Source organism: Kitasatospora sp. NPDC030952 (assembly GCF_055571335.1).
In genome coordinates this window covers 1-14,550 of sequence record NZ_JBVIFM010000045.1, presented here as the reverse complement: position 1 = coordinate 14,550, position 14,550 = coordinate 1, and the positions used below count along the sequence as shown (strand labels likewise).

General features: G+C 72.2%; 7 protein-coding genes and 1 rRNA gene. 2 read left to right on the top strand and 6 right to left on the bottom strand.

The window, feature by feature from the left end; all coding sequences use genetic code 11:
* Positions 1-89: 89 nt before the first annotated feature.
* The 4 genes from ACZ47G_RS39055 to ACZ47G_RS39040 all read right to left on the bottom strand — a co-directional run bounded on the left by ACZ47G_RS39055 (position 90) and on the right by ACZ47G_RS39040 (position 9,563).
* Positions 90-950: a helix-turn-helix domain-containing protein gene (locus ACZ47G_RS39055; protein WP_465751180.1), complete on the bottom strand. Its 861-nt coding sequence runs from the start codon at positions 948-950 to the stop codon at positions 90-92.
* A 316-nt stretch (positions 951-1,266) separates the two neighbouring features.
* Positions 1,267-3,948: a DNA translocase FtsK gene (locus ACZ47G_RS39050; protein ID WP_465751178.1), complete on the bottom strand. Its 2,682-nt coding sequence runs from the start codon at positions 3,946-3,948 to the stop codon at positions 1,267-1,269.
* A gap of 154 nt (positions 3,949-4,102) precedes the next feature.
* Positions 4,103-4,738 carry a response regulator gene (locus ACZ47G_RS39045; protein ID WP_380462135.1) on the bottom strand — a complete coding sequence of 212 codons (636 nt, stop codon included), beginning with the start codon at positions 4,736-4,738 and terminating at the stop codon, positions 4,103-4,105.
* Positions 4,739-5,048: 310 nt separating this feature from the next.
* The gene (locus ACZ47G_RS39040) at positions 5,049-9,563 is read right to left on the bottom strand and encodes a HAMP domain-containing protein (RefSeq protein ID WP_465751199.1); all 4,515 of its coding nucleotides are present in this window, start codon (positions 9,561-9,563) and stop codon (positions 5,049-5,051) included.
* A gap of 582 nt (positions 9,564-10,145) precedes the next feature.
* Here ACZ47G_RS39040 and ACZ47G_RS39035 point away from each other — a divergent pair.
* Together ACZ47G_RS39035 and ACZ47G_RS39030 are read left to right on the top strand one after the other, a co-directional pair.
* Positions 10,146-12,707, top strand: coding sequence for a SpoIIE family protein phosphatase (locus tag ACZ47G_RS39035; RefSeq protein ID WP_465751175.1), 2,562 nt, complete (start codon positions 10,146-10,148; stop codon positions 12,705-12,707).
* Between the two features lie 267 nt (positions 12,708-12,974).
* Complete coding sequence (locus tag ACZ47G_RS39030) at positions 12,975-13,538, top strand: GPR1/FUN34/YaaH family transporter (RefSeq protein WP_465751173.1); 564 nt, start codon at positions 12,975-12,977, stop codon at positions 13,536-13,538.
* Positions 13,539-13,551: 13 nt separating this feature from the next.
* Here the strand turns inward: ACZ47G_RS39030 and ACZ47G_RS39025 are convergent, their stop codons facing one another.
* Positions 13,552-14,397, bottom strand: coding sequence for a phosphatase PAP2 family protein (locus ACZ47G_RS39025; protein WP_465751171.1), 846 nt, complete (start codon positions 14,395-14,397; stop codon positions 13,552-13,554).
* 61 nt (positions 14,398-14,458) lie between these two features.
* Positions 14,459-14,550, bottom strand: a 5S ribosomal RNA gene (gene rrf / locus ACZ47G_RS39020); the annotation flags it as partial.

Here is a 14,550-nt window from a genome sequence, read left to right as displayed (position 1 = left end):
AGATTAACGCGCGGCCTCCGGTGCCGTTCGCCCCGGAGGCCGTGTGCCACGGATCAGCTGATCATCGACGCCCTCGACGGGCCCCGTGGTCAGCCTGCCTGGGGGTCTCCGGGGGTGTACGTGACGTGCACCACCTGGCCGTCCTTGCCGAGGACGCCGAGGTCCTTGCCGTTGACGTACGCGTGCACGGCCCCGCCGTTGCCGAGCACCAGCTTGATCTGCTTGGGGTCGGTGAAGGTCTGGTCCTGGCCGTTGCTGATGTTGTTCTGGAACAGCGACTTGCCGCTGCCGTCCATCGCCGAGACCCAGCTGGTGCCCTCGGCGACGAGCTTCACGGTGACCTTGTCGGCCGGGACGGCGGCGATCGCCGCGGCGCTCGGGGCGGGCGCCGGCGGCTGGACGGTCGGGGTGGCCGGGGCGACCGAGCCGGTGCCGGAGCCGCTGGGCAGCGGCGCGCTGGCGGAGCCGGTGGTCCCGTGGCCGCCCTTGCCGCTCACCAGGTTGAAGCCGATCAGCACGACCACCGCGACGATCGCGGCGACCATGGCCGCGGCCCAGTTCGGCCGGCTGCGGCCGGGCACCTTGATCGGGCCGCTGTCGATCAGCTGGGTGGCGGGGCGCTTGGAGGCCGGTGAGCCGCCGTGGGCGGCGTCGTAGCGGGCCACCAGTGCCTCGCCGTCCGCACCGACGGCGTGGGCGATCGAGCGGATGTGGCCGCGGGCGTAGAAGTCGCCGCCGCAGCGGCCGAAGTCGTCCTCCTCGATGGCATGGACGATCGGCACCCGCACTCGGGTGGCGGTACTCACCTGGTCCACCGTGAGTCCCGCCTCGATCCGGGCGGCGGACAGCACCCGGCCGATGCTCGGGGCATCGGCCGCCTGCGCCGCGTCGTCGGTCGGCTCGACGGACGACGGGGCGTTATCGCGGTCGGAGGACTTGCCGATGGTCACGGGGCACGCCTTTCGAGCGGATGGCCACCTGCTGGAGAACAGTCTAGGGGCGTGGGCGGATCGTTTCTCAAGCGGAACGGGCCCGAATGCGCGCGCCCGCCCCCGCCGGGGCCGGCCCCCCGCTGACCGGTCGTCAGCGGGGACGCGCGGGGACGTTACGTCCTTCCGGCCCGAGTGTGCTTTCCGGCCTGTGACGCGGCGTACGGACATTCGGTTCCCCGCTCCGCGCCTACCCTCCTCCGAACGAGTGAACCCCTTCGGAGGCGGCGGCCCGTCAGCCCTGCGGGGCCCTCCAGGGGGCCCTGCGGAGCCGCCCTCAGCCCCGCAGGGTGACCAGCACCCCGTCCAGCTCGTCCGGCTTCACCAGCACGTCGCGGGCCTTGGAGCCCTCGCTCGGGCCGACGATCCCGCGCGACTCCATCAGGTCCATCAGCCGGCCCGCCTTGGCGAAGCCGACCCGGAGCTTGCGCTGGAGCATCGAGGTCGAGCCGAACTGGGTGGAGACCACCAGCTCGGCCGCCTGGATCAGCAGGTCCAGGTCGTCGCCGATCTCCTCGTCGATCTCCTTCTTCGGCCCGCCGCCGACCGTCACGTCGTCCCGGTAGACCGCGGACAGCTGGTCCTTGCAGTGCTGCACCACCTTGGCGATCTCCGCCTCGGTGACGAACGCGCCCTGCATGCGGATCGGCTTGCTCGCGCCCATCGGCAGGAACAGCGCGTCGCCCTTGCCGATCAGCTTCTCCGCGCCGGGCTGGTCCAGGATGACCCGGGAGTCGGCCATCGCGGAGGTCGCGAAGGCCAGCCGGGACGGCACGTTGGCCTTGATCAGACCGGTGACCACGTCCACCGAGGGCCGCTGGGTGGCCAGCACCAGGTGGATGCCGGCCGCCCGGGCCAGCTGGGTGATCCGGACCACCGAGTCCTCGACGTCCCGCGGCGCCACCATCATCAGGTCGGCCAGCTCGTCGACGATCACCAGCAGGTACGGGTACGGCCGCAGCTCCCGCTCGCTGCCGAGCGGCGGGGTGACCGTGCCGGCCTTCACCGCCGCGTTGAAGTCGTCCACGTGCCGGAACCCGTACGCCGCGAGGTCGTCGTAGCGCAGGTCCATCTCGCGCACCACCCACTGGAGGGCCTCGGCGGCCTTCTTGGGGTTGGTGATGATCGGCGTGATCAGGTGCGGGATGCCCTCGTACGCGGTCAGCTCGACCCGCTTGGGGTCGACCAGCACCATCCGCACCTCGTCCGGGGTGGACCGGGCCAGGATCGAGGTGATCAGGCAGTTGATGCAGGACGACTTGCCCGCGCCGGTCGCACCGGCGACCAGGATGTGCGGCATCTTGGCGAGGTTGGCCATCACGGTGTGGCCCTCGACGTCCTTGCCCATGCCGACGACCATCGGGTGGGTGTCCTCGGCGGCCGTGCGCGAGCGCAGCAGGTCGCCGAGGTTGACCATCTCCCGGTCCCGGTTGGGGATCTCGATGCCGACCGCCGACTTGCCGGGGATCGGGCTGATGATCCGCACGTCCGGGCTGGCCACCGCGTACGCGATGTTCTTGGCGAGCGCGGTGATCCGCTCCACCTTGACGGCCGGACCGAGCTCGACCTCGTAGCGGGTGACCGTCGGGCCGCGGGTGAAGCCGGTGACCTTCGCGTCGACCTTGAACTCGGCGAAGGTACCGGTGAGCTGGGCCACCACCTCGTCGTTCAGGGCGCTGCGGGCCTTGGCCGGGCCGCCGCGCTCCAGCAGGTCGAGCGAGGGCAGCGCGTAGGTGACGCCCTCGCCGAGCTGGAGCTGCTCCATCCGCACCGGCGCCGGGCCGTGCTCCGCGGGCGCGCCCGGGCCGCCGCTGCGGGCGGCCGGGACGGCGGGCTCCTCGGGCACCGCGGTGAGGTCCTTGACCTGGTGCATCATGTCCGCCACCGCCGAGGAGGCGGGGACGCCGTAGACCAGCGCGCCGTCCAGGTCGGCGGCCGCGCCGGCGGCGAGGTCGCGGGTGGCGTACGGGTCCAGCGGCTCCTTGTCGAGCGAGACCCGCACGGCCTCCGGCTGCTCCTCGTCGTCCCCGGCGGCCGGCTTGCGCCGGCGGCGGCGCCGGCGGGCGGCCACCTCGTCGGTCGGGCCGTCACCGTCGGTGTCCAGGGTGAAGGGCAGCGCGTCCGGATCGGCGTCCTCCGGCGGATCGGTGGACGGCTCGTGCTCCGGCGTACGCCCCCAGCGCAGTTCGTCCTCGGTCCCGGGCTCCACCACCCCGAGCCGCACGCCCAGCCCGCGCACCCGCTCGCCGATCCGGTTGACCGGGGTGGCGGTGACCACCAAGAGACCGAAGAAGGCCAGCAGCAGGAGCAGCGGCACGGCCAGCACCGCACCGGCCGCGGCCATCATCGGGGTGGACGCGGCCCAGCCGATGATCCCGCCGGCCGCCCTTATCCGGGAGGCGCCGCTGCCCATGGTGGGCGCGCCGCAGCCGATGTGGACCAGACCGAGGATGCCGATCAGCAGGGTGCTCAGCCCGATCACGATCCGGCCGTTGGCCTCCGGCAGCTCCGGGTGGCGCCAGAGCCGGATCGCGATCCCGGCCAGCAGGAACGGCACCAGCACGTCGAGCCGCCCGAACAGCCCGGACACCACCGCGGTGGCAGCCCCGTTCAGCCAGCCCTCCGAGCTGAACCAGGTGCCGGCGGCGACGACCAGCGCGAGCCCGAACAGCAGCAGGCCCAGCCCGTCCTTGCGGTGGGCCGGGTGCAGGTTCTTGGCGCCGTCGCCGAAGCCGCGGAAGATCGCGGCGATCGGGCTGGCGATCGCGTTGAGCGCGCCCATCAGCACCGAGCGGCGCGGCGGGGGCGGCGGGGCGGACTTGGCCGCCGCCTTCTTCGCGGGGGCCCGGCGGGCGGCCGCCTTCTTGGCGGGCGGCTTGCCCGGGGCCTTGGCCGCGGCCTTCTTGGACGGTCCCGGACTCGGTTTGCGTGCGGCGTTTCCGGGCGTACGAGTGGCCATGGGTCAGCAGCCTACCGGGGCGGGCGACCAGTGCCCATGCGGCCGAGCCGGGGCGCCCCGCCGTGTCGCAGACACACCGTCACGCTGACCGGGATTCACCCGGACGCCGCAGCGGACCACCCGGACGGGTGAACCTCAGACGACCGGACAGGGCCTAGGCACTGCCGGGGCGCATCGCGTCCAGGGCCCGGCGCAGTCCGGCGAGCTTGCGCTCCAGGTGCGCCGCGGTGGCGGCCACCCCGGCGTCCTCGGCCCCGTCCAGCTGCTTGCCCAGCGCCTCCGCCTGCTCCTCGACCGCCGCCAGCCGCGCGGAGAGCTCGCCGAGCAGCGCCCCGCCGAGGGCCGGCTCGCCGCCGCCCTCCTCCAACTGCAGCCGCAGCAGCGCGGCCTGCTCCTTCAGCTGGCAGTTCTTGACGTACAGGTCGACGAAGACCGAGACCTTGGCGCGCAGCACCCACGGGTCGAAGGGCTTGGAGATGTAGTCCACCGCGCCGGCCGCGTAGCCGCGGAAGGTGTGGTGCGGGCCGTGGTTGATCGCGGTCAGGAAGATGATCGGGATGTCCCGGGTGCGCTCGCGGCGCTTGATGTGGGCGGCGGTCTCGAAGCCGTCCATCCCGGGCATCTGGACGTCGAGCAGGATCACCGCGAAGTCGTCGGTCAGCAGCGCCTTGAGCGCCTCCTCGCCGGAGGCGGCGCGCACCAGCGTCTGGTCCAGGGCGGAGAGGATCGCCTCCAGCGCCAGGAGGTTCTCCGGCCGGTCGTCGACCAGGAGGATCTTGGCCTTCTGCATCGGGGCTCGCCCTCCTGTCGCCTGCCTGCCGCCCGGTGTAGGCACCCGCGTACTGCCCACCGCTACCCCGGTCATGCTAGCCGCACCCCCTCGCCCGGCACATCGCTCCGTCGTGACCGATCCGGAACGGCGCGCAGCCAGTGCTCCGGCGCACGCTCAGCAGCGTGTCGCCGTCCGGTCACTGTTCGCAACGCTCGGTGACCCTACCGGGTTCCCGGGCCCGACCGCCAGCAAACCGGCCGACCGGCAGGCGCGAACGGCGGGGTTCACGCCGCACCGGCCGCGCCCGTCGACGGCTCACGCGCTTCGCTCACTCACTCGCGCGGTCGCCGTTCAGCCACTCGGACATCACCGACAGCAGGTGGTCGGTCTCCACCGGCTTGGTGATGTGGTCGGTGGCACCCGCCTCCAGCGACTTCTCCCGGTCGCCCTTCATCGCCTTGGCGGTCAGCGCGATGATCGGCAGGCCCGCGAACTGGGGCATCCGGCGGATCGCCTCGGTGGTCGCGTAGCCGTCCATCTCCGGCATCATGATGTCCATCAGGACCAGCGCCACGTTCTCGTGCTGCTCCAGCATCTCGATGCCCTCGCGGCCGTTCTCCGCGTACAGGACGGTCAGCCCGTGCTGCTCCAGCACGCTGGTCAGGGCGAACACGTTGCGCACGTCGTCGTCCACGATCAGCACCTGCTGGCCGTCGAAGCGGGTGTCGCCGCGGGCCGGCCGGTACTGCTGGGCGGGCTCCACCGCCCGCGGGGCGGCGGCGCTCTCCAGGGCGGCGCTGCGCCGCCGCTCCACCGCGCCGCGACGGCGCTCCTCGGCCAGTTCCCGGACCTCCTGGGCCCAGTGGTCGGCCGGGCTCTCGCCGACCGGCACCGGCAGGCCCACCGGGGTCACCCCGACCGTGGCGCGCAGCGCGGGCGGGTTCGCGCCGCCCGGGCGCTCGGTGGCGGCGTCCGGGGCGTCGGTGCGCAGCGGCAGGTAGAGCGTGAAGGTCGAGCCCCTGCCCAGCTCGCTCTCGGCGTGGATCTCGCCGCCGAGCAGCCGGGCGATCTCGCGGCTGATCGACAGCCCGAGGCCGGTGCCGGCGTACTTGCGGCTGGTGGTGCCGTCGGCCTGCTTGAACGCCTCGAAGATCTCCCGCAGCTTGTTGCCGGGGATGCCGATGCCGGTGTCGGAGACGGAGAAGGCGATCAGCTCGTCGTCCGGGCCCTGGATCGAACCGAACTCCAGCAGCCGCTCGCGCACGTGCTGGGGGACGTCCCGGCCGGCCGCGCTGATCGAGAAGTCGACGCCGCCGGTGTCGGTGAACTTGACGGCGTTGGAGATCAGGTTGCGCAGCACCTGCTGGAGCCGCTGCTCGTCGGTGTGCAGGGTGACCGGCAGGGTGGGCGAGATCCGTACCGCGAAGTCCAGGTTCTTGTCGAGGGCGACCGGCTGGAAGGTGGCCTCGACGTAGTCGACCAGCTGGACCAGCGCGATCCGGGCCGGGCGGACGTCCATCTTGCCGGCCTCGACCTTGGACAGGTCGAGGATGTCGTTGATCAGCTGGAGCAGGTCGGAGCCGGCGCCGTGGATGGTGTCGGCGAACTCGACCTGCTTGGGCGAGAGGTTGCCCTCGTTGTTGTCGGAGAGCAGCTTGGCCAGGATCAGCAGCGAGTTGAGCGGGGTGCGCAGCTCGTGCGACATGTTGGCGAGGAACTCGCTCTTGTACCGGGAGGCCAGGGCGAGCTGTTCGGCACGCTCCTCCAGGACCTGCCGGGCCTCCTCGATCTCGCTGTTCTTGATCTCGATGTCGCGGTTCTGCTGGGCCAGTTGCTCGGCCTTCTCCTGCAACTCCTCGTTGGTGCGCTCCAGTTCCTCCTGGCGGGCCTCCAACTCGGCGGAGCGCATCGAGAGTTCGGCGGTGAGCCGCTGGGACTCCAGCAGCAGCCCCTCGGTCTTGGTGTTGACGCTGATGGTGTTGACGGTGACGCCGATCAGGTCCGCGATCTGGTTGAGGAAGTCCAGTGCGACGGTGGTGAAGGAGCTGAAGGTGGCCAGCTCGATCACGCCCAGCAGCCGGCCCTCGAACTGCACCGGCAGCACCACGATGTGGGCCGGCGAGGCCTCGCCGAGGCCGGTGGCGATCTTGAGGTACCCGGGCGGCGCCTCCTTGACGATGATCGCCCGCTTCTCCACCGCGGCCTGGCCGATCAGCGACTCGCCCGGCCGGAAGGTGGTCGGCATCGCCCGCCGCTGGTAGCCGTAGCTGCCGATCAGCCGCAGCACGGTGTCGTTCTCGTCGTCGTCCTCGGTGATCAGTTCGGCGGTCCGACCGGCCGGCTGGGCCAGGAAGAAGGCGCCGTGCTGGGCGGAGACCACCGGGGTCAGCTCGGTCATGATCAGCGAGGCGACGGCCTCCAGGTCCCGGCGGCCCTGCAACAGGCCGGAGATCCGGGCCAGGTTGGTCTTGAGCCAGTCCTGCTCCTGGTTGGTGCGGGTGGTCTCGCGCAGGTTGGCGATCATCTGGTTGATGTTGTCCTTGAGCTCGTCGAGCTCACCGGCGGCGTCCACGTCGATCCGCAGGCTCAGGTCGCCCCTGGTCACCGCGGTGGCGACCTGGGCGATCGCGCGCACCTGCCGGGTCAGGTTGTTGGCCAGCTCGTTCACCGACTCGGTGAGGTCCTGCCAGGTGCCGTCCACCCCGGGCACCCGGGCCTGGCCGCCGAGCCGCCCGTCGGTGCCCACCTCGCGGGCGACCCGGGTGACCTCGTCGGCGAAGGCCGAGAGCTGGTCGACCATGGTGTTGATGTTGGTCTTCAGCTGGAGGATCTCGCCGCGCGCGTCGACGTCGATCTTCTGCGAGAGGTCGCCGCGGGCGACCGCCGTGATCACCAGCGCGATGTTGCGGACCTGGCCGGTGAGATTGTTGGCCATCTGGTTGACGTTGTCGGTCAGGTCCTTCCAGATGCCGGCCACGCCCGGCACGCTCGCCTGGCCGCCCAGGGTGCCGTCGGTGCCGACCTCCCGGGCGACCCTGGTGACCTCCACGGCGAACGCGGACAGCTGGTCGACCATGGTGTTCAGGGTCCCGGCGAGCGTCGCGATCTCGCCCTGGGCGTCGATGGTGATCTTCTTGGAGAGGTCGCCGCGGGCCACCGCGGAGGCCACCTCGGCGATGTTGCGCACCTGTCCGGTCAGGTTCGACGCCATGAAGTTGACGTTGTCGGTCAGGTCCTTCCAGATCCCCGACACCCCGCGCACCCGCGCCTGGCCGCCCAGGATGCCCTCGGTGCCCACCTCGCGGGCGACCCTGGTCACCTCGTCGGCGAAGGCCGACAGCTGGTCGACCATGGTGTTGACGGTGGTCACCAGCTCCAGGATCTCGCCCCGGGCGTCGACGGTGATCTTCTTCGACACGTCACCACGCGCCACCGCCGTGGTCACCTCGGCGATGTTGCGGACCTGACTGGTCAGGTTGTTGGCCATCAGGTTGACGCTGTTGGTCAGGTCCTTCCACGTCCCGGACACCCCCGGCACGCTCGCCTGGCCGCCGAGGATGCCCTCGGTGCCGACGTCGCGGGCGACCCTGGTCACCTCGTCCGCGAAGGCGGAGAGCTGGTCCACCATCGTGTTGATGGTGTTCTTCAGCTCCAGGATCTCCCCGCGGGCGTCCACCTGGATCTTCTGCGAGAGGTCGCCCTTGGCGACCGCGGTGGTCACCTGGGCGATGTTGCGCACCTGATCGGTCAGGTTGTTCGCCATGAAGTTGACGTTGTCGGTCAGGTCCCGCCACACCCCGGCCGCCCAGGGCACCTGGGCCTGACCACCGAGCCGGCCCTCGGTGCCCACCTGGCGGGCCACCCGGGTCACCTGTTCCGCGAAGCCGGAGAGCTGGTCCACCATCGTGTTGATGGTGTTCTTCAGCTCCAGCATCTCGCCGCGGGCGTCCACCTCGATCTTCTGCGAGAGGTCCCCGCGCGCCACCGCCGTGGTCACCTGGGCGATGTTGCGCACCTGGCCGGTCAGGTTGTCGGCCATGAAGTTCACCGAATCGGTCAGCTCGCGCCACACCCCGGCCACGCCCGGCACCTGCGCCTGACCACCGAGCCGACCCTCGGTGCCCACGTCCCGGGCCACCGTGGTGACCTGGGCGGCGAAGCCGTTCAGCTGGTCCACCATCGTGTTGACGGTGTTCTTCAGCTCCAGCATCTCGCCGGCCACGTCGACGGTCACCTTGCGGGACAGGTCGCCCTTGGCCACCGCCGTGGTCACCTGGGCGATGTTGCGCACCTGCGCGGTGAGCCGGCCCGCCATGGTGTTGACGGAGTCCGCCAGGTCCTTCCAACTGCCGGACACGCTACGGACCTTGGCCTGGCCGCCGAGCTTGCCCTCGGTGCCCACCTCGCGGGCCACCCGGGTCACCTCGTCGGTGAACTCCGAGAGCTGGTCCACCAGTCCGTTGACGGTCCGGCCGATCTTCAGGTACTCGCCGCGCAGCGGGTGGCTCACCCCGTTGCTGTGCAGCGAGCGCAGCTCCATCTTCTGGTCCAGGTCGCCCTCGGCGATCGAGCTCAGCACCCGGCCCACCTCGGCCATCGGGCGGGCCAGGTCGTCGATCAGCGCGTTGCAGTTGTCGACGGCCGCCATCCAGGCGCCCTCGCCCGCGCCGGTCTCCAGCCGCTCGTTCAGCCGGCCCTCGCGGCCCACCGCCCGCCGCACCCGGGCCAGTTCACCGGTCAGGTGCTGGTTGCGCTCGGCGACCTCGTTGAACACCGCGGCGATCTCCGCCAGCGGCCCGTCCCCCGGCACGGTCAGCCGGCGGCGGAAGTTGCCGTCCCGCATCGCCGTCAGCGCGGCCAGCAGCTTGCGCAACTCGGCCGGCTCCGCACTGCGGTTGTGCGCCGCTCGCCGGCCGGCCGCGATCCGCGGCGCCGTCCCGGACCGCCCCCCGCGCGGAGCGGGCGGCGTCGTACCGGTTGCGTCCTTGGTTGCGTCCTTGGTGGCCGAACTCAACGGGCCCCTCCCACATCGTGTGTACTGTCCGGTGACCGCCGCGCCGGTACGGCACGAACCGGGCACCGGCCCGGCTGGGCTGCGCACCGGCCGGACCCCACGGCCCGCCGGCACCCACACGACCGTACTGCTCCCACCGGCCGTCGCGGACCCCCCAGTCTGGCAGCACTGGCATCGGGTATACGGCCGGTTGCGCTCGGTTGTCCCCGCACCGTCCGAAACAGGTGGGCAGAATCACCCTCTGGTGCCTGTTTCACGGCCCCGCCCCCACGGGGAACCAAGCGGAAAGTAGGGTGGAGCGCTGCACCGGGCCACGGCCCGACCCAGCGCCGCCCACCGACGGCGCGCAGGGGGAGGTCGGCGCCGAACCCCGGACAGTCAGGGCAAGAGCAGCAGAGGAGAAGTGGCAACGTGGTCACCGCGCGCGCAGCCGCCACCTTCGACCCCGACGGCCGGTCCGCGGCCGCCGCCCGGGGCTTCGTCCGGGATGCGCTGCTCGGCTGGGGCCTGCCCGAGGTCGTCGACGACGCCGTCGTGCTGGTCAGCGAACTGGTCACCAACGCCGTCGTGCACGCCGGCACCGCCGCCGAGGTCGGCTGCCTCCGTGAGGAGGAGACCGTCCGGATCGAGGTCACCGACCACCACCCCGAGCGCGGCCTGCCCTCCCTCGGTGACGGGCCGGTCACCGCCTCCGACCGCTACGCCGACCCCGACGGCGAGGGCGGCCGCGGCCTGCTGATGTGCTCCGCCCTCGCCGAGCGCTGGGGCGTCGAGTACGCGGCCGGGCGCAAGACCGTCTGGTTCCGGCTCGCCCTGCCCGCACACGTGACCGGCACCCGCTACGCCGTTCCCGCCACCCCCGGCAGCGACCTGCCCAGCGGCCCCGGCCCGGTGCACGTCGCCGTCGTCCAACTCGACGACGACGGCCGCGTGCTGGCCTGGAACCCGGACGCCGAGGCGCTCTTCCGGCACCCCGCCGCCACCGTCCTCGGCCGCCCCTGGGCCGACCTGGCGGTCTGGCCGCAGGCACCCGGCCGCGGCCTCGGCCTCACCGACACCCTCCGGCTGGCCCGCTGGGAGGGCGGCTACGGCGTGCGCCGGCCCGACGGCGAGGAGGTCGAGGTCTACGGCGTCCAGGTTCGGGTGCGCGACACCGAGGGCGTCCCCACCACCCTCTGTCTGCTCGTCCTCGAACCCGACCGCGCCGTGCTGCGCTCCCCGGCCCGCGCGCTGCCCGGCGAACGCCCCGACCCGACCGGGCCCCGGCTCGACCTGCTGGCCGGCCCGGTCGCCCCCGACGACCTCGAAACCCTGCTCCAGCGCACCGTGGAACGCGCCCGCGACCTGCTCGACGCCGACGCCGCCTACCTGCTGCTCACCACCGACGACGAGGCCGAGTTCGAGGTCCGCGCCGCCACCGGCCTGACCACCGGGCACCGCCGGCACACCCGCTTCCCGGTGGAGACCGGCAACCGCTACGACTCCGCCCGGCTGCCCTCCGTCCACGAGGACCTCGACTCCCGCCCCACCGGCCTGCCGCTGCTCTCCGGCAGCGGCATGCGCTCCCTGGTCACCGTGCCGCTCAAGGTCGAGGGCCGCCTGATCGGCTCCCTCGGCATCGCCACCGCCGCGCCGGGCCGCTACGACAACGAGGACGCGCTGCGCCTCCAGTTCGCCGCCGACCGGGTCGCCCTGGCCGTCGAGAGCACCCGGCTGACCGAGCTCGAACGGCTGCGCCGCGGCTCGCTCTCCTTCCTCGTCGAGGCCTCCGACCTGCTGGCCGGCACCCTCGAACACGAGCAGACCCTGGCGCTGATGGCCCAGATGGCCGTCCCCACCCTCGCCTCCTGGTGCGCCGTCTACACCAACGGCGACCACAGCTCCGCGGCCCGCCTCGCCTTCGTGCTGCACGAGGACGAGGACCGGATCGACCCGCTGCGCGACCTGCTCGACAAGACCGCCTCCCCCGAGGCCGGCCCCACCCACGGCGTCCGCTTCTGGACGGCGCCCACCGAGACGGCCCGCTCCCGCGGCCTCATCGACAGCCCCGAACTCGCCGGCCTGCTCGGCGAGACCGTCGTCCTGCCGCTCACCGCCCGCAACCGGGTGATCGGCCTGCTCGCCCTCGGCGTCCCGGCCGGCGTGCGGTTCCGCCAGGAGATCCTCGAACTCGCCGAGGACCTCTCCCGCCGGGCCGCCCTCGCCCTCGACAACTCCCGCCTCTACTCCGAGCGCACCGCCACCAGCCAGGCCCTGCAGCGCAGCCTGTTGCCGCCGGACCTGCCCGAGATCCCGGGCGTCGAGGTGGACGTCTACTACCAGGCCGCCGGCGAGGGCAACGAGGTCGGCGGCGACTTCTACGACCTGTTCACCATCCGCGAGGGCACCTACGGCTTCGCCATCGGCGACGTCTGCGGCACCGGCCCCGAGGCCGCCTCCGTCACCGGCCTGGCCCGGCACTCGCTGCGGCTGCTCGCCCGCGAGGGCCTGGACGCCCCGCAGGTGCTGCGCCGACTCAACGCGGCCATCCTGGACGAGGGTTCGCGCAGCCGCTTCCTCACCCTGCTCTACGGCGAACTGACGCCCCGCCCGGACGGCAGCACCGAACTGTCCCTGGTCTGCGCCGGCCACCCGCTGCCGCTGAGACTGCGCACCGACGGCCAGGTCGACCGGGCCGCCACTCCGCAGCCGCTGCTCGGCGTCATGGACGACCTCGAACTCACCGCCGAGCACCTGGTGCTCTCCCCCGGCGAGGTCCTGCTCTGCGTCACCGACGGCGTCACCGAACGCCGGGAGGGCCGACGGATGTTGGGCGACGACGGCCTCGCCGAGGTACTCACCGGCTGCACCGGCCTGACCGCCGGCGCGGTCGCGATGCGGGTGCAGCGCGCGGTCGAGCGCTTCGCCCCGGAGCCGCCGTCCGACGACATGGCGATCCTGACCCTGCGGGTCCCGACCCGGCGTCAGCCATGAGCACTCCATAACTGACATCGTCACAAATTGTTATCTTCACAAGGGTACAAGCAGACCGTGCCGGGTACACCGATCTCGCCGGGGAATCCCCCGACGAGGACGTGACCAGCGGCTCTCCGCCGGCCCACCACTTCTGACCTCACTTCTGACCGCTGCCCCCGCACGCCCTTCGCCGTGCGCCCTCGGCGCGGTCGCGCGCATCCCCTCATCGAGACGACACCAAGCGTTACTGCGCCCTGCGCGCGCCCAGAGTGAAAGGAGCCTCCGGTGAGCAACGACGCTACCGGGGCAACGAACGCCCGCTCCACCGGAGCCGACGCGGGTAACCTCGGCTACCTCGCCCTCGGCTTGACACTGCTCGCCTACGGTCTGCTCTCCACCGGGATCCTGCACGGAACCGGCGTCGGGGACGCGGCCCACCTCGCCCATCTGCTCGGCGGCGTCACCCTCTTCATCGCGGGCCTGTGGCAGCTCCGCGGCGGCGAGGGCTTCACCGGCACCGCCTTCACCAGCCTCGGCGCCTTCTGGGCGACCTGGTCGGTGGCGGGCGGCGCGAGCAAGAACGCCGTCGGACTGTTCCTGCTGCTGTGGGCCCTGCTCGCCCTCAGCCTCACGGCCGCCAGCTGGGGCGCGGGCCTGGTCAGCCGCGCCGTCTACGGCCTGTTCACGCTCTCCCTGGTGCTCAACGCCATCGCCGTCCTCGGCAGCTACAGCGGCCTCGCCAAGGCGGCCGGCTGGATCGCCGCGGTCGCCGGGCTCGCCGCCTGGTACTGGGCCACCTCCGCCCTGAGCAACGGCTCCTGGGGGAAGGTCGCCCTGCCGGTCAAGTGACCTGCCCGGGCTCTCAGCCGACCTGCTGGGGCCGGTCCTCGGCACCGGCTCGGGGTCGGGTCTCCGTCTCGACGGAGGCCCGGCCCCGTCGCCGTGCCGTCAACGCCAGGACGGCGTAGGCGAACAGCAGGATCGCGATCGCGACGATGCCGTCCGCCCAGAAGTGGTTGGCCGTCACCACGACCACCGCGACCGTCAGCACCGGGTGCAGCAGCACCAGCCAGCGGAACGGGCTCGACGACACCCGCACCACCGCGACCGCCGCCAGCACGCACCAGGCGACGTGCACCGAGGGCATCGCCGACAGCTGGTCGGCCACCACCACCCCGCCGACCGCCCCGCCGTACACCGACTGCCCGTACTCGGCGGCCACGTCGACGAACCCGCTCTGCGGCAGCATCCGCGGCGGCGCCACCGGGACGAACTGCACCAGCAGGCAGACCGCGGTGGTGATCACCACCGTGTTGCGCACCCACGCGTAGCGCTCCCGGTGCCGCAGGAAGACCCAGAGCAGCACCCCCAGCATCACCGCGAAGTGCATGACCGCGTAGTAGTAGTTCGCCAGCCGCACCAGCACCGGGTACGGCGTGACCGCCGCCTGCCAGGACGCCTCGTCCGGCAGCCCCACCGCCCGCTCGGTCCGGTGGATCCAGCCCGCCCGGTCCAACGCGTGGTCCGCGCTCATCACCGACAGGTGCCCCACCAGCTGCCAGAGCGCGAACAGCGCCAGCAGCGTGCCGGCCTCCCGCAGCAGCGCCGACACCCCCGGCCTCCGGACCCTCGCGGCGACGTACGCGCCACCGTAGAGCACGGCGGCGGCGCCCCCGGCGGTCTGCCAGGTCAGGGTCAGGTTCTGCATTCGCAGAGGGTAACGCAAAAAGACCCCCTCCCGAATGGGAGGGGGTCTTTTTGGAATGATTGTTCGGCGGCGTCCTACTCTCCCACAGGGTCCCCCCTGCAGTACCATCGGCGCTGTGAGGCTTAGCTTCCGGGTTCGGAATGTAACCGGGCG

Coding starts and splice junctions, on each gene's coding strand:
- ACZ47G_RS39050 (WP_465751178.1), bottom strand. CDS start 3,948: ATGGCCACTCGTACGCCCGGAAACGCCGCACGCAAACCGAGTCCGGGA.
- ACZ47G_RS39045 (WP_380462135.1), bottom strand. CDS start 4,738: ATGCAGAAGGCCAAGATCCTCCTGGTCGACGACCGGCCGGAGAACCTC.
- ACZ47G_RS39040 (WP_465751199.1), bottom strand. CDS start 9,563: ATGCGGGACGGCAACTTCCGCCGCCGGCTGACCGTGCCGGGGGACGGG.
- ACZ47G_RS39025 (WP_465751171.1), bottom strand. CDS start 14,397: ATGCAGAACCTGACCCTGACCTGGCAGACCGCCGGGGGCGCCGCCGCC.